We start from the raw sequence: 18,645 nt of genomic DNA on the forward strand, positions 1-18,645 counted from the left end.
TCAGAGGCTCCCCGGCGTCACCATCCCCGACTCGTAGGCGACGATGACCAACTGCGCCCGGTCCCGCGCCGACAGCTTGCCCATGATGCGGCTGACGTGGGTCTTCGCAGTCAGCGGGCTCAGGCCCAACGCCTCGGCTATCTCCGTGTTGTTGAGGCCGCGGGCGACCAGCCCGAGCACCTCCCGCTCACGGTCGGACAGGCACTCCGGTCCACCGCTCGCCGGGGCCACGGGGCTGCGCAGGAACCGCTCGATCAGCCGTGCCGTGGGCCCGGGCGACAGCAGGGACTCACCGGCCGCGACCGTGCGGATGGCGTCGAGGAGTTCGGCCGGCCTGGTGTCCTTGACCAGGAAACCGGAGGCACCGGCGCGCAGGGCCTCCACGATGTTCTCGTCGGTGTCGTACGTGGTGAGGACCAGGACCCGCACGCCCGCGAGGTCCTCGTCGGCCGCGATGAGCCGGGTCGCCTCGATGCCGTCCAGGTCGGGCATGCGGATGTCCATCACCACCAGGTCGGCGCGTGTGGCCCGGGCCAGTTCCACGGCCTGCCGGCCGGTGGCGGCCTGGCCGACGACCTCCATGTCCCGGGCCGACTCCACGAGCATCGCGAACGCCTCGCGGACCAGGGTCTGGTCGTCCGCGAGCAGCACCCGTACGGTCATCCGGCCTTCTCCCCCGTCGTGGTCAGCGGCAGGACCGCCGTCACCTCGAACCCGCCCCCGGCGCGCGGTCCGGCGTCGAGTGTGCCACCCACGCTGCGGGCCCGCTCGCGCATTCCCACGAGCCCGAAGCCCGGGGTGCCGCCCGGGGCCGGGCCCGTGCCGCCGTCGCTGACCGTCAGGTGCAGGGCGCCCTGCCGCTCGTCCAGTTCGACGCGGACGGCCGGTTCGGGCCCGGCGTGCCGTACGGCGTTCGTCAGCGCCTCCTGCACGATGCGGTAGGCGGCGGCGCCGACGGCGGGCGGTGCCCGGCGTATCCGCACGGTCTGCTCGACCCGGGCACCGGCGAGCCGCGCGGCCTCCACCAGGTCGGGCAGGCCGTCGAGGCCGGGCAGCGGGCCGCGGGCGTCCGGGGAGCCGTGTTCGCGCAGCACCTCCAGCGTCGTACGGAGTTCGCCGCGGGCGCTGCGGCAGGTCTCCGCGATGTCGTCGAGGGCCTTCGCGACCGTCTCCCGGTCCAGCCGCTCGGGGTCGGCGGACAGCACGTGGGCGGCGACGGAGGTCTGCACGCCGATGAGGGTGATGCTGTGCGCGAGCAGGTCGTGCAGGTCCCGGGCGATCCGCAGCCGCTCCTCGGCGACCCGCCGCCGGGCCTCCTCCTCCCGGGTGCGCTCGGCCCGTTCGGCGCGCTCCACTATCGAGGCGACGTACTGGCGGTAGAAGCGCACGTCGACGCCGCAGAACAGCACGGCGACGACCCAGCCGGACGCCTTCAGCAGTCCCAGCGCCTCCTGCGCGCTGATGGTGAACAGCACGCCCACCGCCATGGTGATGACACCGATGCCGACCAGGACGGTGCGCAGCGGCCGGCCGGTGACGGCGACGGTGTAGAGGGCGACGTAGGCGGCCTGGGTGGCCGCGGTGTGCGGGTAGTCGAGGAAGTGGTAGGGGAACACGCAGGTGATCACGGCGACCAGGACGAGCACCGGACGGCGGCGGCGCCACACCAGCGGCACGTGGGAGACGAGCAGCAGGGCCCAGCCGAGCGCGTCGGGCCTGCGGCCGTCGTCGACCATCAGCGCGAGGACGGCGGAGAAGCCGGCGACGAGGAAGGCGAGGACCGCGTCGTTGCGGAGGGCGTGCGGGGCGGTGAGCGGATCGCGGTTGATCGCGGCCATGATCCGCTCCGCGGGTCGCGACCATGCCGCCGTCGTGGTGGTGGGTGCCTGCACAGGGGTCATCCTCGGCGAGGAAGGCGTCCCTCCGGGAGGGGAGGGACGCCGTCGGTCGGTCAGGGGGCGTCCGCGGCCACGGGTTCGCGCTCCTGCGGCGGGGCCGCCCGCTCCGGCGCGCGGGAGAGCCTGCCCGGCCACCACATCCGCCGCTTGAGCAGCACACTCGCCGTGGTCACCAGGTACGTGCGCACCAGGAAGGTGTCCAGCAGGACCCCCACCGCGATGACGAACCCGAGTTCCACCAGCCCCACCATCGGCAGCGTCGTCAGCACCGCGAACGTCGCCGCGAGCACCACACCCGCGGAGGCGATGACCCCGCCGGTCGTCCGCAGGGCGGTGAGCGCGGCGGCCTCCGGCTCGGCGCCCCGCACGGACTCCTCCCGCATCCGGTGCATCAGGAAGATGCCGTAGTCGACGCCGAGGGCGACCAGGAACACGAAGGACAGCAGCCCGAGCCCGGGATCCGTCCCGGCGAAGCCGAAGACCGGCTCGAAGACCAGCCCTCCGATGCCGAGGGCCGCGCCCCACACCGCGACCACCGCCACCAGCAGCAGCAACGGCGCGACCAGGCTCCGCAACAGCCCGACCAGGATGACGAACACCGCGGCGAGCACCAGCGGCACGATCACCTTCCGGTCGCGAGACTCGCTCGCGGCGAGATCGATCTGCTGGGCACTGGGCCCGCCGACATACGCGCCCTGGGGATCCAGCCCGGCCCGCAGCGCCTCGATGGTGCGGGTCTCGGCCGGTGTCTCCGGCGGCGCGGTGGCGAAGACGGCGATCTCGGTCCAGCCCGCCCCGCTGCGCCCGGGCACCGCCTCGGCGACACCGTCGGTCGCCCGCGCCCGGCCCAGCACCTCGTCCGCGCGGTCGTCGGGCGCCATGACCGTCACGGGCCGGCTGCTGCGCTCGGGATACTCCCGGGCCAGCGTCTGCATGGCGGTGATCGACTCGGGCCGCTCCGTGAAGGAGTCCTCCTGCTTGATGCTGCCGGACAGGTTGAGCGTGCCGAGGGCGAGGGCGCCGAGCAGCGCGGCCCCGCCGACGAGGACGGTCGCGGGCCGGCGCGTCGCCGAGGTGCCCATCGCGGCGAACAGCGACCGCCGGGCCTTGGGCTCGCTGCCGAACGCCGGGATCAGCGGCCAGAACACCCGCCGCCCCAACAGGACGAGGACCGCCGGCAGCAGGGTCGTCATGGCGACCAGCGCGGCGAGCACTCCGACCATGCCGACCGGGCCCATGCCGCTGCTGCTGTTGAGGTCGGCGGCGAGCAGGCACAGCAGTCCGGCCGCGACGGTCCCCGAGGAGGCCAGGATGGCCGGCCCGCAGCCGCGCAGCGCGGTGCGCATGGCGTCGTACGGCCGCTCGTGGCGGCGCAGTTCCTCGCGGTAGCGGGCGATGAGCAGCAGCGCGTAGTCGGTGCCCGCGCCGAGGACGAGCACGGTCATCACGCCGCCGCTCTGCCCGGTGACGGTGACGTCGAACAGTTCGTGCAGTCCGTACCCGGCGGCCATCGCCGTGGCGGCGGCGACGCCCGCGACGGCGAGCGGGACGAGCCACAGGAAGGGGCTGCGGTAGATGAGGACGAGCAGCACGGTGACGACGCCGAGGGTGGCGAGCAGCAGCGTGGCGTCGAGCGTCCCGAACACCTTGTTCATGTCGGTGTTGAGCGCCCCGGGCCCGCCGACCTCGACGCTCATCCCGCCGCCGCCCTCGGCGATGTCCCGCACCCCGTCGACGAAGGCGTCCCGGGCCTCCTCGTCCTGGCCCGGCTGGGTGCTGGTGACGGGGTACATCAGGGTGGAGCCGTCCTCGGACGGGACGCCCCGCGGCTCTCCCGTCAGGTCGTAGGCACCGCTCACCTCGGTGATCTGCTGCTCGGCGGTGCGCCGGTCGGTGTCGGTGAGTCCGCTGGCCCGGTGGTAGACGAGCACCAGGTCGGTCGACTCGCCTCCCGGCAACTCGTCCTGGATCCGCGCCACCTGCGTGGAGTCGGCGCTGTCGGGCAGGTAGTCGACCGCGCGGTTCTGCTGGATGTCGGCGAACTTCCCGGCGAGCGGCCCGAGCAGCACGAGCGCGGCGAGCCACAGCCCGACCACCGCCCAGGGCACGGCCCGCCGTCGCCGTGCGGATGTCCTTGCGTCCCCCATCTGCCGAGCTCCCTCCGGTCCGGTTGTCTGGAACGGACTCCAGACTCCCGGCGCGCGAGGGCCGGTTCGTCGGGCGGGAGGGCGAGTTGGCGGCTACTGCCGGGGGCGGTTCGCGGCGCGCTTTACTCCCGGGGGAGTATGCGGGCCGCCGCTCCACGACGCGTACGGGCCGCCGCCCTACGACGGTGTCCGGGCCGCCGCCGCGAGCACGCGTGTCACGTCGTCGGAGCAGATCGTGAGCGCCGCCCCCACGGTCGCGAGGACGTCCCGCTCGGCCGGCGTGTACGGCCCGTCCGCGAGGGCGATGCGCGCGCCCTGCAGCAGGATCGATTCGCGGCCGACGCCGGCGAGGTGCGGGGCGAGCGGATCCAGCGCCTCGTGGAGCTCTATGGCCAGCCCGGCACCGCACGGTTCGCCGGTGATGCGGCCGGTGTCCGCCTCCAGCGCCTCGACGAGGGCGGCCAGCTGCTCCTCCGTGCAGTCGTCGAAGCCGGCCGCGCGCACGGCGAGCACGGCGGACTCCAGCGCCGTACGGGATCCGGCGCCGCCCGCGGCCAGTACCGCGAGCGCGACGGTGTGCACGGCGTCGCGGAGCATCGCGGAGAACCGGGTGGTGGTCGGGTGGTCGAGGACGTCCGTGCCGAAGTGGCGGCGGCACGCGGCGCACTCCACGACCGGGCCGGTCTCGCCGCGCGGCAGCACGGGCACGCCGAGCAGGGTGAAGCGGCGTTGTCCGGTCAGCCGCTGGTAGTTCCGGTCGCCGCCGCAGCCGGGGCAGAAGAACTCCCCGTCGCCGGCGGCCGTCCACGCGGTACGGGTGCCCAGGATGCGCGAAAGCCTGGCGGCACGGCCGTTTGGTCCCCGTCCTGGCAGCACGTCGCACCTCCGTCACGCCGCACGGCAGCGTCGCCGCGCTTGCGTGATGTTAGCCACATCTGTGAGGAGGAGTCAGCACCCCGGAGGAGACCTTTCCGTGACCCTCACAGGGATTGGCCGGTATGTGACGGGGCTCCGCCCGCCGGACATCGGCGGACGGAGCCCTCAAATCGCCTCCAGGGCTGGTCAGCGCGTCGCGCGGTTGACGGCCGAGACGACGGCCTTCAGCGAGGCGCGCGTCGTGTTCGCGTCGATTCCGATCCCCCACAGGACCTTGTCGTCGATCGCGCATTCGATGTAGGAGGCGGCCTGCGCGGAGGCGCCCTCGCTCATCGTGTGCTCCTGGTAGTCCAGCAGGCGTACGTCGATGCCGATGGACTGCAGCGCGTCGAAGAAGGCGGAGATCGGGCCGTTGCCGGAACCGGTGAGGACGGTGTCCTGGCCGTCGACCGTGGCCTCCACCTTCAGCGTGTCCACACCGTCGGTGTCGGTCGTCGACTGGTTGTTCTTGACCTGGATCCGGCCCCAGGGGTTGTCGGGGTTCGGCAGGTACTCGTCCTGGAAGACGGCCCAGATGTCCTTCGGCGTGACCTCGCCGCCCTCGGCGTCCGTCTTCGCCTGGATCAGCTTGGAGAACTCGATCTGCATCCGGCGGGGCAGGTCCAGCTTGTGGTCGTTCTTCAGGACGTAGGCGATACCGCCCTTGCCGGACTGCGAGTTGACCCGGATGACCGCCTCGTAGGAGCGGCCGACGTCCTTGGGGTCGATGGGCAGGTAGGGCACGGCCCACTCGATGTCGTCGACGGTCTTGCCCTGCGCCTCGGCGTCGGCCTCCATGGCGTCGAAGCCCTTCTTGATGGCGTCCTGGTGGGAGCCGGAGAAGGACGTGTAGACCAGGTCGCCCACGTACGGGTGGCGCGGGTGGACCTCCATCTGGTTGCAGTACTCCCACGTGCGACGGATCTCGTCGATGTCGGAGAAGTCGATCTGCGGGTCGACGCCCTGGGAGAAGAGGTTCATGCCCAGGGTGACCAGGTCGACGTTGCCGGTGCGCTCGCCCTGGCCGAACAGGCAGCCCTCGACGCGGTCGGCGCCGGCCATCAGCGCCAGCTCGGCGGCGGCGACGGCGGTGCCGCGGTCGTTGTGCGGGTGGATCGACAGGCAGACGTGCTCGCGGCGGGAGAGGTTGCGGCCCATCCACTCGAAGCGGTCGGCGTGGGTGGAGGGCGTGGAGCGCTCGACGGTGGCGGGCAGGTTGAGGATGATCTCGCGGCCCGGGCCGGGCTGCCAGACGTCCATGACCGCCTCGCAGACCTCCAGCGCGAAGTCCAGCTCGGTGTCGGTGAAGATCTCGGGGCTGTACTGGTAACCGAACTCGGTCTCGGGGCCCAGCAGCTTCTCGGCGTACTCCATGACCAGGCGCGTGCCGTCGACGGCGATCTGCTTGATGTCGTCCTTGGAGCCGCGGAAGACGACCCGGCGGAAGACCGGCGCGGTGGCGTTGTACAGGTGGACCGTCGCCCGCTTGGCGCCCTTCAGGGACTCCACCGTGCGCTCGATCAGGTCCTCGCGGGCCTGGGTCAGGACGGAGATGGTGACGTCGTCGGGGATGGCCCCCGGCTCCTCGATGATCGACCGTACGAAGTCGAAGTCCGTCTGGCCGGAGGCCGGGAAGCCGACCTCGATCTCCTTGTAGCCCATCTTGACCAGCAGGTCGAACATCGCGCGCTTGCGGGCGGGCGACATGGGGTCGATCAGGGCCTGGTTGCCGTCGCGCAGGTCGGTGGAGAGCCAGCGGGGGGCGGTGGTGATGCGCTGCTCCGGCCAGGTGCGGTCCGGGATGTCGACCTGCTCGTAGCGGCCGTACTTGTGGATCGGCATGGAACTGGGCTGCTGGCGGTTCGCCATGATGCTTAGGGCTCCTCAGAGGGTGTCCGGAAGGACGGCCGACGACGCAGCACCAAGCTCCGCGGGGAGGGAGTCGGCCTCGACTACAGGCCCTCGCCGCGGCAGCTAAGGAGAAGCAGCCCGAAACGCATGATGCGCAGCATGCTAGCCGAGCCTCTTCCCTGCGCGTGGGGTCGTATCAGTATGCGGGACCCGACACCCAAACGGGACAAAAAGTGCGCTATACCACTTCGCCATAGCACTCACCACGGAGCGTGAAGTCCGTTGTCCCGGTATTTCACCAATCATGGTGGCGACTAGTGACAGTTTCGTCACGCAGTGCAAGGGTGCCGGGCATGACGACTCACGGGGGCTTCGAGCCCGTCTTCTGCACCATCGTTCCGCCTCATGTCCTCGACAAGCTCGCCCAGGCCGACGACCCGGTGCTCGCCGGCCCGGCCCGCCGCACCCTGCAGCGCGACGCCTACGAGCGCACCCAGCGCCGCCTCACCACGGTCATCGGCGCGACGGCCGTCGCCTCGGTCGCCGACGGCAAACCGCAGCGCACCGTCCACGACGCCCGGCACGGCACCGACCTGCCCGGCCACAAGGTCCGCGGCGAGGGCGACGCCCCCGGCAAGGACGCCACCGTCAACCGCGCCTACGCGGGCCTCGGCGCCACCTTCGAGCTGTTCCTGAAGGCGTACGGGCGCGACTCGATCGACGGGAACGGCCTGCCGCTGGACGCGACCGTGCACTACGACCGCGACTACAACAACGCCTTCTGGAACGGCGAGCAGATGGTCTTCGGCGACGGGGACGGCGAGATCTTCCTCGACTTCACCATCCCGATCGACGTCATCGGCCACGAACTCGCCCACGGCGTCACGCAGTACACGGCCAACCTCACCTACTTCGGGCAGTCCGGCGCGCTCAACGAGTCCCTGTCGGACGTCTTCGGCGCGCTGATCAAGCAGTACACGCTGGGCCAGACCGCCGCCGAGGCCGACTGGCTGATCGGCGCCGGGCTGCTCGCCCCGCGGGTGACGGGCGTGGCGCTGCGCTCCATGAAGGAGCCGGGCACGGCGTACGACGACGACGTGCTCGGCAAGGACCCGCAGCCGGCGACGATGGACGACTTCGTGCGGACCAGCCGCGACAACGGCGGTGTTCACATCAACTCCGGCATCCCGAACCACGCCTTCCACCTCGCGGCCACGGCCCTCGGCGGCCACGCCTGGGAGCGGGCCGGACAGGTCTGGTACGACGTGCTGACCGGCGGCGAGCTGAGGCAGGACGCGATGTTCGTCGACTTCGCCACGCTCACCGTCAAGGCCGCCCGGGAGCGCTTCGGCGACGGGGAGGAGCTCGACGCCGTGTCGAAGGCCTGGGAACAGGTCGGGGTGCGGACCCTGTAGTTCCGTACTAGACAGGTGCCATGCGGATTCAGGTGAGGCGCACGGGCGGGTTCGCGGGCATCGAGCGGCACGCCGAGGTGGACACCTCGGGCCGGTCCGATGCCCCCGAGTGGCACGCCCTGGCCGAGCGGGCCGTCGCCGCCGGCCGGAACACGCCGCCGGTGGGGGTCCCGGACGGCTTCAGCTACCAGATCACCGTGGACGGGAGGACGGTGTACGCGGCCGACCCGCGGCTGACGGACGAGCAGCGCAGGCTGATCTCGCGTGTCCTGAAGGAGGGGGCGTAACGGCCGGTTCCCGTCCGGCCGTTGACTTCCGTTACCCCCGGTACGGATGATCCAGCGCATGGCGACTGACGCAGGCAACCCGATCCCCCGCTTCCCGGCCGGTTTCCTCTGGGGCGTGTCGACCTCGGCGCACCAGATCGAGGGCGCGGCGGACGAGCGCGAGCCGTCCGTGTGGGACGCCTTCACGGCCGAGCCGGGGCGGATCAAGGACGGCTCGACGGCGGCGGTGGCCTGCGACCACTACCACCGCCACCGCGAGGACGTGGCGCTCCTGGCCGGCCTGGGCGTGAACGCGTACCGCTTCTCGGTCTCCTGGCCGAGGGTGCGCTCCGGCAAGGGCCTGGACTTCTACGACCGGCTGGTGGACGACCTGTGCGCGGCGGGCGTCCGCCCGGTGCCGACCCTGTTCCACTGGGACCTGCCGGTCGGCCTGGACTGGCTGGACCGGGACACGGCGGCGCGCTTCGCCGAGTACGTCACACAGGTCGCCGACCGCCTGGGCGACCGCGTGACCAAGTGGATCACCCTCAACGAACCCGCCGAGCACACCCTGCTGGGCCACGCCCTGGGCGTGCACGCGCCGGGCCGTAAACTGCTGTTCGACGCGCTGCCGGTCGCCCACCACCAGCTGCTCGCCCACGGCCTGGCCGTTCGGGCCCTGCGTGCCTCGGGCGCCGCGGACATCGGCATCGCCAACTCGCACGGGCCGACCTGGGCGGCGTCCACCGAGGCGGCGGACGTGGAGGCGGCCGACTTCTACGACGTGCTGCTGAACCGCCTGTTCGCCGACCCGCTGCTGCTGGGCCGGTACCCGGACGGCATCGGCGAGCTGATGCCCGGGGACGTCGAGGCCGACCTGAAGGTGATCGCCGAGCCGCTCGACTGGTACGGCGTCAACTACTACGCCCCGACCCGGGTGGGCGCCCCGCAGGGCGCGGAGATCGAGTTCGGCGGGGTCACGATGCCCGCCGAACTGCCCTTCTCGGTGCGTGAGATCGAGGGCCATCCGGTCACCGACTTCGGCTGGCCGGTCGCGCCGGAGGGCCTCACGGAACTCCTCACCGCCTTCCACGACCGGTACGGCGACCGCCTCCCGCCCGTCGTCATCACCGAGAACGGCTGCTCCTACCCGGGCGTCGACGACCGGGAGCGCATCGCCTACCTCGACGGGCACATCCGGGCCCTGCACCGGGCGCTGGCGGCGGGCGTCGACGTGCGCGGCTACTTCGTGTGGTCCCTGCTCGACAACTTCGAGTGGGCGGAGGGCTACGCACGCCGCTTCGGCCTGGTCCACGTCGACTTCGAGACCCAGGAGCGGACCCCGAAGGCCTCCTACCGCTGGTACCGGGAGCTGCTGAGGGCGCAGGGCCCTACGGCTTGATGCCGACCCCGGTCCACAGGCTGACCTCGGCGTCCGTCGGGGCCTCGCCCTCGGTGGCGTCGGGCCGCCAGCGGTGGCCGACGGCGATGCCCGGGTCGAGCAGCTCCAGACCGTCGAAGAAGCGGGCGACGTCCTGCCGGGAGCGGAACTGCACCGGCGTCCCGGCCGTGGTGTAGATGTCGGTGACCTTCTGCCAGGTGACGGCGTCGAAGTCGGGCGTGCAGTGGCTCAGCGCCAGGGCGCTGCCCGAGGGCAGGGCGTCCAGCAGGCGGCGCACGATGCCGTAGGGGTCCTGGGCGTCGGTGACGAAGTGCATCAGGGCGTTGAGGGACAGCGCCACCGGCCGGCCGAGGTCCAGGACCTCGGCCAGCTCGGGCGCGCTCAGCAGCGACCCGGGGTCGTTGACGTCCGCCTCTATGTACGTCGTGCGGCCCTCCGCCGAGCTGCGCATCAGGCGCTCGGCGTACTTGAGGACGAGCGGGTCGTTGTCGGCGTAGACGACCCGGGCGTCGGGGACCACGGACTGGGCGACCTGGTGGAGGTTGGGCTCGGTGGGGATGCCGGTGCCGATGTCCAGCCACTGCCGGATGCCGTGCTCCCGGGCCAGGACCCGGGTGGCGCGGTGCATGAAGGCCCGGTTCTCGCGGGCGCACACGAAGATGGCGGGGTAGGCCTCGGCGACCCGCTCGGCCGCCTGCTTGTCGACGTCGAAGTGGTCCTTGCCGCCGAGGTAGTAGTCGTACATGCGGGCGGAGTGCGGCCTGCTGGTGTCGATGTCCCGCGCGGCCTGCGAGTGGGTCATGGGGGGTGCCTCTCGGTGGGGGGTGGTGGTGCGCCGGCGGTGCCGGGCGGGGGCGGCCCGGTCGGTTCCGTCGGTGGTCACGTGCGTGCGGCGAATCCGGTTCAGCGGGCCGTCAGATGGTCGGCGAGGCCCTGCTTGACCCCCGCGACGAACGCGGTGATCTCCTCGGGCGTGTAGATCAGGGCGGGGCCGGCCGGGTCCGCCGACTGGCGCACCGCCACGCGGCCGTCGGCGAGCTGCTTGGTCTCCACGCACTGGCCCCCGTTGGGGCCGCTCCACGGACGTTCCCAGCCCTGTTCCCCGAGGTCCGACGCGGGCATCCCGTTGTAGACGGTGCCCTCGGCGATGGTCATGAGTACTCCTTCCGCATGCGGTTCAACAGCGCTCTGCTGTCCGCGGACGAGGTCTTCAGCGACAGCCGGTTGTGCGCCTCCAGATGGGCCACGACGTCGGCGCGCTGGTCCAGGTAGACGGAGGCGGAGAGGATCTCGCTGTAGACGATGTCGGGCAGCTCCCGCTCCTCGAACCGGAAGTAGGTGAAGGGCGCGCACGCCCCGACGTGGGCGCCGGCGGAGAACGGCACGATGTCGACGCTGACGTGTGCCAGCTCGGACACCTCCAGCAGCCGGTCGATCTGCTCCCGCATCACCTCGGGGCCGCCCACCACGCGGTGCAGCACGGCCTCCTCCATCACCACCCACAGCGTGGGCGCGTCCGGTCTGGTGAGCAGGCTCTGGCGGCGCAGCCGCAGCTCCACGCGCCGGTCGAGGTCGTCCTCGCTGTCGTTGGGGAAGCCGCCGCGCAGCACGGCGCGCGCGTAACCGGGGGTCTGGAGGAGGCCGGTGACGTACTGCGGCTCGTAGGTGCGCAGGGTTCTTGCGCCGGTCTCCAGGCTGACGTAGGCGGTGAACCAGGACGGCATCACGTCCCGGTAGGGATGCCACCAGCCGGGCTCGTTGGCCCGCTCGGCCAGGGCGACGAACTCGTCGATCTCCTGTCGGCCCGCGCCGTAGGTCTCCAGCAGCTTCTCGACGTAGAGGATCTTCAGGCCGACCTCGGCCTTCTCCAGTCGGCGGATGGTCAGCGGTGTGACGCGCAGGGCCTTGGCCGCGTCGTCCAGGGACAGGCCCGCGGCCTGGCGGGCCTCCTGGAGCCGGCGCCCGAGGATCATGCGGAGGACGGTGGGGGCGCCGGTGCCTGATCGCGCGTCGTTCACGCACTGCCTCCCTGAGGGGTCGTCACCGGCATGGGGGTGAGAAGGAGTTGATCGTGCCACCGGGCACCGAGGCGGGGCCGGCGCGGGGCGATACCGTCCTTCTGAAATTATCAGGGAGATGGTTGCAGCGTGAACTGCACTGCGCGCATAGTTGCTTCTGTGACCAGGAGCCGGAACTGCGAACTCCCCCCTGCCGGTTGGTCCGTTGTCCGCTCGCCCCTTCCATGACTGCGCCCATCCCCCACGGAAGGCGAACCGCCGTGTCCCCCCACACGACTTCCCATCCCCGGTTCCTGGACGCGGTGCGCCCGGGCCGCACCCACTGGCTGGAGCTGCCGCCGCACCGGGCCAGTGTCAGAGCCGCCCGTCATGCCACGCGTGCGCGGCTGGCCGCGTGGCAGGTGCCCGACGAGGTGTGCGCGAACGCCGAGCTGCTCGTGTCCGAGCTGGTGACCAACGCCGTGCTGCACACGCTCAGCGAGCGGATCCTGTGCGGTGTGCGGCTGCAGCCGGAGGAGTGCTTCCGGCTGGAGGTCCACGACGGCGACCTCACGGGCCGCGGCATCCCCGAACGCTGCCCCGACCTGGACGACGAGGGCGGCCGCGGCCTGCTCCTGGTCCGGGAGATAGCCGACAGCTGGGGCATCACCCGCTCGCCCCTCACCGGCGGAAACGCCGTGTGGGCGAGCCTGGCGACGGCGTTATAGCGCGCCCGGGAAGGCCTCAGAACCCCAGCTTGCGCAACTGCCTCGGATCCCGCTGCCAGTCCTTGGCGACCTTGACGTGCAGATCCAGGAAGACCGGCGTTCCCAGCAGTGCCTCGATCTGTTTGCGGGACTTGATGCCGACCTCCTTCAGGCGCTTGCCCTTGGGGCCGATGATGATGCCCTTCTGGCTGGGGCGCTCGATGTAGACGAAGGCGTGGATGTCGAGGAGGGGCTTGCCGGCGGGGCGGCCCTCGCGCGGGAGCATCTCCTCGACCACGACCGCGATGGAGTGCGGCAGCTCGTCGCGGACGCCCTCCAGCGCGGCCTCGCGGATCAGCTCCGCGATCATGACCTGCTCGGGCTCGTCGGTGAGCTCGCCGTCGGGGTAGAGCGCCGGGCCCTCCGGCAGCAGCGGGACGATCAGGTCGGCCAGCAGCCCCACCTGCTTGTCGCCGACCGCCGACACCGGGACGATCTCCGCCCACTCGAAGCCGAGCTCCTTGCCCAGCTGGTCGATGGCGATGAGCTGCTCGGCGAGCGTCTTGCCGTCCACCAGGTCGGTCTTCGTCACGATCGCGATCTTCGGCGTCTTCTTGATGGACGCCAGTTCCTTCGCGATGAAGCGGTCGCCGGGGCCGAGCTTCTCGTTCGCCGGCAGGCAGAAGCCGATCACGTCCACCTCGGCCCACGTCGTGCGCACGACGTCGTTGAGCCGCTCGCCCAGCAGCGTGCGCGGCTTGTGCAGCCCCGGGGTGTCGACCAGGATCAGCTGCGCGTCCGGGCGGTGCACGATGCCCCGCACGGTGTGCCGCGTCGTCTGCGGCTGGTTCGCCGTGATCGCCACCTTCTGGCCGACCAGAGCGTTCGTGAGGGTGGACTTGCCCGCGTTGGGGCGGCCCACGAAGCAGGCGAAGCCGGCCCTGTGGACGACTCCGGCAGGCTCTTCGGATGACTGGGTACGGACGCTCATGCCGCCCATTCTCCCTGATCCACGAAGCCGCCCCGCACCGGACGTGCGCGGTGAGCTTCCCGAAACCCTCACGCAACGAAACGTCACGGAAACACACCCGTACGCAACCGGAAACGCACGCCGGTGACCCTCTGACGAGCCCCCGGAGCCCCCACCCGTTGGAGACACCGTGCCCCTGGCCGCCGCAAGCGCCGACACCGGCGACACCGCCTGGCTGCTCGCCGCCACCGCCCTCGTCCTGCTGATGACCCCGGGCCTGGCCCTGTTCTACGGCGGCATGGTCCGCACGAAGAGCGTGCTCAACATGCTGATGATGAGCTTCGTGTCGATCGCCCTGGTGACGGTGGTGTGGCTGGCGGCCGGCTACTCGCTCGCCTTCGGCGAGGACGCCGCCGGAGGGCTCATCGGCGGCCTCGACCACGTGGGCCTGAGCGGCCTCGGGCCGGACAGCGTCCACGGCACGGTCCCGGCCCTCCTCTTCGCCACCTTCCAGCTCACCTTCGCGATCATCACGGCCGCCCTGGTCAGCGGCGCGGTCGCCGACCGGGCGAAGTTCGGGGCATGGCTGGTGTTCGTGCCCGTGTGGGCGCTGCTCGTATACGTTCCGGTCGCGCACTGGGTGTGGGGCCCGGGTGGCTGGATCCTGGAGCGGCTCGGCGCGCTCGACTTCGCCGGCGGACTGCCCGTGGAGATCGTCTCCGGCGCCTCGGGGCTCGCGCTGTGCCTGGTCCTGGGCCCGCGCCTGGGCTTCAGGAAGGACGCCATGCGCCCGCACAACCTGCCCATGGTGATGCTCGGCGCCGGCCTGCTCTGGTTCGGCTGGTTCGGCTTCAACGCCGGCTCCGCCCTCGGCGCGAACGGCCTCGCGGCCGCCGCGTTCCTCAACACCCTCGCCGCGGGCTGCACCGGCCTGCTCGGCTGGCTCTTCGTCGAGCAGAAGCGCGACGGCCACCCCACGACCCTGGGCGCCGCGTCCGGCGCGGTCGCGGGCCTGGTCGCCATCACCCCGTCCTGCGGGTCCGTCTCCCTGCTCGGCGCGCTGGTCATCGGCCTCGCCGCCGGCACGGTCTGCTCGTACGCCGTGGGCTGGAAGTTCAAGCTGAACTACGACGACTCCCTGGACGTCGTCGGCGTCCACCTGGTCGGCGGTGTCATCGGCACGCTCCTCATCGGCGTCTTCGCCGTGGAGTCGATGACCGGCGGCCCCGAGGGCCTCCTCCACGGCGGCGGCCTCGCCCAGCTCGGCAAGCAGCTGGTGGCCGTGGTCGTCGTCGCGGCGTACGCGTTCGGGGTGACGTACGGCATCGGCAGGCTGATCGACGTCACGATGGGGCTGCGCGCGAGCGAGGAGCAGGAGCGGACCGGCCTGGACCTTACGGTGCACGCCGAGACGGCCTACGATCACGGGGTCCTGGGCCACGGCGCCCCGGTCTCCTCCTCCGTCGTCTCCCCCGCCCAGAAGGTCACCCCCCAGGCATGAAGCTCATCACCGCGATCGTCAAGCCGTACCGGCTCGACGAGGTCAAGAACGCCCTTCAGGAACTCGGCGTGCACGGTCTGACCGTCTCCGAGGCCAGCGGCTACGGCCGGCAGCGCGGCCACACCGAGGTGTACCGCGGCGCCGAGTACCAGGTCGACCTGGTGCCGAAGGTGCGGATCGAGGTCGTCGTCGAGGACGCGGACGCCGAGGCCGTCATCGACGCGGTCGTGAAGGCGGCGCACACCGGCAAGATCGGCGACGGCAAGGTCTGGGCGCTGCCCGTGGACACGGTGGTGCGGGTGCGGACGGGCGAGCGCGGCCCCGACGCGCTCTGAACACCGGGGCCGCGTCGCTCTCGTGGCCGAGTCGGATTCTCAGTCGAACACGAACGGGCCCGGTGACTGCGGCCCGGTCGCCGTGCAGGTGATGGTGATGCCGAAGACGGTCATCTTCAGCGAGCCGCCGTAGGCCTCCAGGCTGTCGCCGGAGGCCACGGTGCCGTTGAGGGGGCCGACCTCGACCGGGGCGCCGGCGGCCATCGCCGGGTTCTTCTTGCCGGTGAAGGTGACGCTGCCGCCGCCGGCCTTCACCAGGGTGAGCGTGGACGAGATCGAGTCCGCGCCGAGCGCGATCGGCGCGGTGATCGCGGAGGACTTGACGGTGACGGTGGCGGCGGTGCCGTCCTGGGTGGCCGTGAGCGTGGCGGCGCCGCTGCCGAAGGTGCCGCAGTCGGCGCTGATCGTCGCCGTCTGGGGGGTGACGGCGAGGGCTGCGGGGGCGAAGGCCAGCCCGGTGGCCGCGAGGGCCCCGGCCGCCAGTGCCGCACCTGCTCCTATGCGCTTGCCTCTCATGGAATTCGGTTCCCTTTCGGTGTGGGGGGACCGCTCGGCACGTGGATGCGGACACACTGCCGAGAGCCGAACCTGACGGTCCGTCGGAACTGACGATTCCATTGATGCGCGAGGGGCGGGCGGCGGCAAGGTTGAAATCTGGCCTACTTACCGCCGGTTACACCGAACTTCAGCCGGCGGTCTCCGTGGCACGCACCGTCCCGTCCGGCCCGGCCACCAGTACCGGCGTCCCGGCCCCGCCGAGGTCCCGCACCGCCGCCCGGTCCTCCGCGGTCACGGTCTCCGCCTCGGTCACCACCGCCGCCGCCTCCAGCGAGGCCGCTCCAGAGGCCACCGCCATCGCCACCGCCGTCTGCAGGGCGCTGAGCTTCAGGGACGCGAGGGCCACGGTCCCCGCCACGTACGTACGCCCGGTCTCGTCGCGCACGGCAGCCCCCTCGGGCACGCCGTTGCGGGCCCGGGCGGAACGGGCCAGGGTGACGATCTTGCGGTCCTCGGGGTCAAGCGCGCTGGTGTCGGTCATGAGCCGAGCATACGGAAGCGTCAGGGGCGGTCGAGGCGCAGGCGGTCCGCTCGGGGCAGGCCCGCCACGACCAGGTCGTAGGAGTCCTCGACGAGCTCGCGGACCAGCCGGTCCGGGAGGTCGCCGTCGGCCGTGACCGTGTTCCAGTGGCGCTTGTTCATGTGCCAGCCGGGGACGATCAGGCCGGGGTGCTCCCCGCGGAGCCGGATCGCGTCCTCCGGGTCGCACTTGAGGTTGACCGTCAGGGGCCGCGCGTCGAGGTGCGACAGGGCGAAGAGCTTGCCCCGGACCTTGAAGACCGAGATCTCCGGGCTGAAGGGGAAGTCCTCCACGGCCGCGTTGAAGGACAGGCAGAGGGCGCGCAGCTCCTGGGGCGTCATTCCGGCTTCTCCTTCTCGTCCCGGGAAGGGTCCGCCGGGTCCACCGGCTCCGCCAGCACCGTGACGATCTTGTTGCGGCGCCCGGCCGCGGCCTCCGCGGTCAGGCGCAGCTCCCGGCCGTCGGGGAGGGCGACCACGGACGACGCCCCGGCGATGGGGACCCGGCCCAGCGCCTTCGCGAGCAGGCCGCCGACCGTCTCGACGTCCTCGTCGTCGAACGCGTCCAGGCCGTACAGCTCGCCCAGGTCGCCGATGTCGAGGCGGGCGGTGACCCGGAAGCGGTCCTCGCCGAGGTCCTCCACCGGGGGCAGTTCGCGGTCGTACTCGTCGGTGATCTCGCCGACGATCTCCTCGAGGATGTCCTCGATGGTGACGATGCCGGCCGTGCCGCCGTACTCGTCGATGACGACGGCGACGTGGTTGCGCTCCTTCTGCATCTCGCGCAGCAGGTCGCCGGCGTTCTTGGTGTCGGGCACGAAGAACGCCGGGCGCATCGCCGTGGACACCTGCTCGGACTCGGCGTCGCGGCTGATGTGCGTCTTGCGGACCAGGTCCTTCAGGTACACGATCCCGACGATGTCGTCCTCGCTCTCGCCGGTGACCGGTATGCGGGAGAAGCCGGAGCGCAGGGCGAGGGTGAGGGCCTGGCGGATGGTCTTGAAGCGTTCGATGACCACCAGGTCCGTGCGCGGGACCATGACCTCCCGCACGAGGGTGTCGCCCAGTTCGAAGACGGAGTGCACCATGCGGCGCTCGTCGTCCTCGATGAGGGACTCCTTCTCGGCGAGGTCGACCAGCGCCCGCAGCTCCGCCTCGGAGGCGAAGGGGCCGCGCCGGAAGCCCTTGCCGGGGGTGAGCGCGTTGCCGATGAGGATCAGCAGCGACGGGACGGGGCCCATGATCCGGGCCAGCGGCACCAGCACGTACGCCGAGACCGTCGCCGTGTTCAGCGGGTGCTGGCGGCCGATGGTGCGCGGGGAGACGCCCACGGCGACGTACGACACGAGGACCATGACCGCGATGGCGACCAGGAGGGCCTCGGTCGTGCCGTCGAACTCCTGCAGACAGCCGTACGTGATCAGCGCGGCGGCGGCCATCTCGCAGGCGACGCGGACCAGCAGCGCCACGTTCAGATAGCGGGTCGGGTCGGCGGCGACCTGGGAGAGCTTGGCGCTGCCCCGGCGGCCGGAGCGCACGGCCTCCTCGGCGCGGAAGCTGGAGACGCGCGCGAGGCCCGCCTCCGCGCAGGCGGCGAGCCAGGCGACCACGACCAGGGCGATCGCGCCGAGGGCGAGCTGCGGACTCATGGGCGGCTTACGAGACGGTCGGCGCCGGGGACGGGCCGGTCAGGCCCCGCTCCGCGCGCCAGCCGTCCACGATGGCCGCCTGGAGGCCGAACATCTCCGCCTTCTCGTCCGGTTCCTCGTGGTCGTAGCCCAGCAGGTGCAGCACGCCGTGGACAGTGAGGAGCTGGAGTTCCTCGTCCATGGAGTGCTGCGTCTCCGCTTCCTTGCCCTGCTTCTCGGCGACCTCGGGGCACAGCACGATGTCGCCGAGCAGCCCCTGCGGCGGCTCGTCGTCGTCCTTGGACGGCGGACGCAGCTCGTCCATGGGGAAGGACATGACATCCGTGGGGCCCGGCAGGTCCATCCACTGGATGTGGAGCTGCTCCATGGCGTCGGCGTCCACGACGATCACCGAGAGCTCGGAGAGCGGGTGGATGCGCATCCGCGCGAGTGCGTAGCGGGCGATGTCGAGGATCGCCTGCTCGTCGACCTCGGTGCCGGACTCGTTGTTGACGTCGATCGACATGGTGCTGTGT

Annotated in this window: 20 protein-coding genes; 6 read left to right on the forward strand and 14 right to left on the reverse strand. The window is 71.6% G+C overall.

Annotated features, from left to right (window positions below; translation table 11 throughout):
• The 5 genes from ABZ948_RS14845 to leuA all read right to left on the reverse strand — a co-directional run bounded on the left by ABZ948_RS14845 (window position 1) and on the right by leuA (window position 6,829).
• Window positions 1–663 (reverse strand): response regulator, encoded by a 663-nt coding sequence (locus tag ABZ948_RS14845; protein WP_359759511.1) that lies wholly within the window; start codon window positions 661–663, stop codon window positions 1–3.
• Window positions 660–1,901 (reverse strand): sensor histidine kinase, encoded by a 1,242-nt coding sequence (locus ABZ948_RS14850; RefSeq protein WP_359759513.1) that lies wholly within the window; start codon window positions 1,899–1,901, stop codon window positions 660–662. The genes ABZ948_RS14845 and ABZ948_RS14850 overlap by 4 nt, the downstream gene beginning before the upstream one ends.
• 50 nt (window positions 1,902–1,951) lie before the next feature.
• On the reverse strand, window positions 1,952–4,045 hold the full coding sequence (locus ABZ948_RS14855; RefSeq protein ID WP_359759514.1) for an MMPL family transporter: 2,094 nt from the start codon (window positions 4,043–4,045) through the stop codon (window positions 1,952–1,954).
• A 177-nt stretch (window positions 4,046–4,222) separates the two neighbouring features.
• Entirely contained in the window at window positions 4,223–4,921 is a 699-nt protein-coding gene (locus tag ABZ948_RS14860) for a tellurite resistance TerB family protein (protein WP_359759516.1), read from the reverse strand.
• Between the two features lie 186 nt (window positions 4,922–5,107).
• Window positions 5,108–6,829, reverse strand: a complete 1,722-nt coding sequence (leuA, locus tag ABZ948_RS14865; RefSeq protein WP_359759518.1) for a 2-isopropylmalate synthase — start codon at window positions 6,827–6,829, stop codon at window positions 5,108–5,110.
• Between the two features lie 335 nt (window positions 6,830–7,164).
• Between leuA and ABZ948_RS14870 the strand changes: the two genes are divergently transcribed.
• Genes ABZ948_RS14870 through ABZ948_RS14880 form a run of 3 tightly spaced genes read left to right on the forward strand, consistent with a single transcriptional unit; the run spans window position 7,165 to window position 9,894 of the window.
• Entirely contained in the window at window positions 7,165–8,226 is a 1,062-nt protein-coding gene (locus ABZ948_RS14870; RefSeq protein ID WP_359759520.1) for a M4 family metallopeptidase, read from the forward strand.
• 20 nt (window positions 8,227–8,246) lie between these two features.
• Window positions 8,247–8,513, forward strand: a complete 267-nt coding sequence (locus ABZ948_RS14875) for a protealysin inhibitor emfourin (protein ID WP_359759522.1) — start codon at window positions 8,247–8,249, stop codon at window positions 8,511–8,513.
• Window positions 8,514–8,571: 58 nt separating this feature from the next.
• Window positions 8,572–9,894, forward strand: a complete 1,323-nt coding sequence (locus ABZ948_RS14880; RefSeq protein WP_359759523.1) for a GH1 family beta-glucosidase — start codon at window positions 8,572–8,574, stop codon at window positions 9,892–9,894.
• On the opposite strand, the gene ABZ948_RS14885 is transcribed toward ABZ948_RS14880, so the two are convergent.
• From ABZ948_RS14885 to ABZ948_RS14895, 3 genes are all read right to left on the reverse strand, one after another.
• Window positions 9,884–10,696 (reverse strand): SAM-dependent methyltransferase, encoded by an 813-nt coding sequence (locus tag ABZ948_RS14885; RefSeq protein WP_359759524.1) that lies wholly within the window; start codon window positions 10,694–10,696, stop codon window positions 9,884–9,886. The genes ABZ948_RS14880 and ABZ948_RS14885 overlap by 11 nt on opposite strands.
• Before the next feature lie 101 nt (window positions 10,697–10,797).
• Window positions 10,798–11,049, reverse strand: coding sequence for a DUF397 domain-containing protein (locus ABZ948_RS14890; protein WP_359759526.1), 252 nt, complete (start codon window positions 11,047–11,049; stop codon window positions 10,798–10,800).
• Entirely contained in the window at window positions 11,046–11,912 is an 867-nt protein-coding gene (locus ABZ948_RS14895) for a Sco1979 family transcriptional regulator (protein ID WP_359759527.1), read from the reverse strand. The genes ABZ948_RS14890 and ABZ948_RS14895 overlap by 4 nt, the downstream gene beginning before the upstream one ends.
• A 260-nt stretch (window positions 11,913–12,172) precedes the next feature.
• Here ABZ948_RS14895 and ABZ948_RS14900 point away from each other — a divergent pair, with 260 nt between their 5' ends.
• On the forward strand, window positions 12,173–12,619 hold the full coding sequence (locus tag ABZ948_RS14900; protein WP_359759529.1) for an ATP-binding protein: 447 nt from the start codon (window positions 12,173–12,175) through the stop codon (window positions 12,617–12,619).
• Between the two features lie 16 nt (window positions 12,620–12,635).
• On the opposite strand, the gene era is transcribed toward ABZ948_RS14900, so the two are convergent.
• Window positions 12,636–13,598: a GTPase Era gene (gene era, locus ABZ948_RS14905; protein ID WP_359759531.1), complete on the reverse strand. Its 963-nt coding sequence runs from the start codon at window positions 13,596–13,598 to the stop codon at window positions 12,636–12,638.
• Between the two features lie 160 nt (window positions 13,599–13,758).
• Between era and ABZ948_RS14910 the strand changes: the two genes are divergently transcribed.
• On the forward strand, window positions 13,759–15,069 hold the full coding sequence (locus tag ABZ948_RS14910; RefSeq protein WP_359759533.1) for an ammonium transporter: 1,311 nt from the start codon (window positions 13,759–13,761) through the stop codon (window positions 15,067–15,069).
• Window positions 15,066–15,404 (forward strand): P-II family nitrogen regulator, encoded by a 339-nt coding sequence (locus ABZ948_RS14915; RefSeq protein ID WP_053669183.1) that lies wholly within the window; start codon window positions 15,066–15,068, stop codon window positions 15,402–15,404. The genes ABZ948_RS14910 and ABZ948_RS14915 overlap by 4 nt, the downstream gene beginning before the upstream one ends.
• A gap of 39 nt (window positions 15,405–15,443) precedes the next feature.
• Here ABZ948_RS14915 and ABZ948_RS14920 read toward each other — a convergent pair whose 3' ends face one another.
• The 5 genes from ABZ948_RS14920 to ybeY all read right to left on the reverse strand — a co-directional run bounded on the left by ABZ948_RS14920 (window position 15,444) and on the right by ybeY (window position 18,635).
• Window positions 15,444–15,920 (reverse strand): hypothetical protein, encoded by a 477-nt coding sequence (locus ABZ948_RS14920; RefSeq protein WP_359759535.1) that lies wholly within the window; start codon window positions 15,918–15,920, stop codon window positions 15,444–15,446.
• A gap of 169 nt (window positions 15,921–16,089) precedes the next feature.
• Complete coding sequence (locus tag ABZ948_RS14925) at window positions 16,090–16,443, reverse strand: cytidine deaminase-like protein (RefSeq protein ID WP_359759537.1); 354 nt, start codon at window positions 16,441–16,443, stop codon at window positions 16,090–16,092.
• Between the two features lie 20 nt (window positions 16,444–16,463).
• On the reverse strand, window positions 16,464–16,823 hold the full coding sequence (locus ABZ948_RS14930) for an MmcQ/YjbR family DNA-binding protein (protein WP_359759539.1): 360 nt from the start codon (window positions 16,821–16,823) through the stop codon (window positions 16,464–16,466).
• Window positions 16,820–18,130, reverse strand: a complete 1,311-nt coding sequence (locus ABZ948_RS14935) for a hemolysin family protein (RefSeq protein WP_359759541.1) — start codon at window positions 18,128–18,130, stop codon at window positions 16,820–16,822. Before ABZ948_RS14935 ends, ABZ948_RS14930 begins: the two co-directional genes overlap by 4 nt.
• Window positions 18,131–18,137: 7 nt before the next feature.
• Window positions 18,138–18,635 (reverse strand): rRNA maturation RNase YbeY, encoded by a 498-nt coding sequence (gene ybeY / locus ABZ948_RS14940; RefSeq protein ID WP_030239729.1) that lies wholly within the window; start codon window positions 18,633–18,635, stop codon window positions 18,138–18,140.
• Between the last annotated feature and the right edge of the window lie 10 nt (window positions 18,636–18,645).

This window comes from Streptomyces olindensis (genome assembly GCF_040645895.1).
Lineage (GTDB): Bacteria > Actinomycetota > Actinomycetes > Streptomycetales > Streptomycetaceae > Streptomyces > Streptomyces olindensis.

Coding starts and splice junctions, on each gene's coding strand:
- ABZ948_RS14845 (WP_359759511.1), bottom strand. CDS start 663: ATGACCGTACGGGTGCTGCTCGCGGACGACCAGACCCTGGTCCGCGAG.
- ABZ948_RS14850 (WP_359759513.1), bottom strand. CDS start 1,901: ATGACCCCTGTGCAGGCACCCACCACCACGACGGCGGCATGGTCGCGA.
- ABZ948_RS14855 (WP_359759514.1), bottom strand. CDS start 4,045: ATGGGGGACGCAAGGACATCCGCACGGCGACGGCGGGCCGTGCCCTGG.
- leuA (WP_359759518.1), bottom strand. CDS start 6,829: ATGGCGAACCGCCAGCAGCCCAGTTCCATGCCGATCCACAAGTACGGC.
- ABZ948_RS14870 (WP_359759520.1), top strand. CDS start 7,165: ATGACGACTCACGGGGGCTTCGAGCCCGTCTTCTGCACCATCGTTCCG.
- ABZ948_RS14875 (WP_359759522.1), top strand. CDS start 8,247: ATGCGGATTCAGGTGAGGCGCACGGGCGGGTTCGCGGGCATCGAGCGG.
- ABZ948_RS14880 (WP_359759523.1), top strand. CDS start 8,572: ATGGCGACTGACGCAGGCAACCCGATCCCCCGCTTCCCGGCCGGTTTC.
- ABZ948_RS14885 (WP_359759524.1), bottom strand. CDS start 10,696: ATGACCCACTCGCAGGCCGCGCGGGACATCGACACCAGCAGGCCGCAC.
- ABZ948_RS14890 (WP_359759526.1), bottom strand. CDS start 11,049: ATGACCATCGCCGAGGGCACCGTCTACAACGGGATGCCCGCGTCGGAC.
- era (WP_359759531.1), bottom strand. CDS start 13,598: ATGGGCGGCATGAGCGTCCGTACCCAGTCATCCGAAGAGCCTGCCGGA.
- ABZ948_RS14915 (WP_053669183.1), top strand. CDS start 15,066: ATGAAGCTCATCACCGCGATCGTCAAGCCGTACCGGCTCGACGAGGTC.
- ABZ948_RS14920 (WP_359759535.1), bottom strand. CDS start 15,920: ATGAGAGGCAAGCGCATAGGAGCAGGTGCGGCACTGGCGGCCGGGGCC.
- ABZ948_RS14925 (WP_359759537.1), bottom strand. CDS start 16,443: ATGACCGACACCAGCGCGCTTGACCCCGAGGACCGCAAGATCGTCACC.
- ABZ948_RS14930 (WP_359759539.1), bottom strand. CDS start 16,823: ATGACGCCCCAGGAGCTGCGCGCCCTCTGCCTGTCCTTCAACGCGGCC.
- ABZ948_RS14935 (WP_359759541.1), bottom strand. CDS start 18,130: ATGAGTCCGCAGCTCGCCCTCGGCGCGATCGCCCTGGTCGTGGTCGCC.
- ybeY (WP_030239729.1), bottom strand. CDS start 18,635: ATGTCGATCGACGTCAACAACGAGTCCGGCACCGAGGTCGACGAGCAG.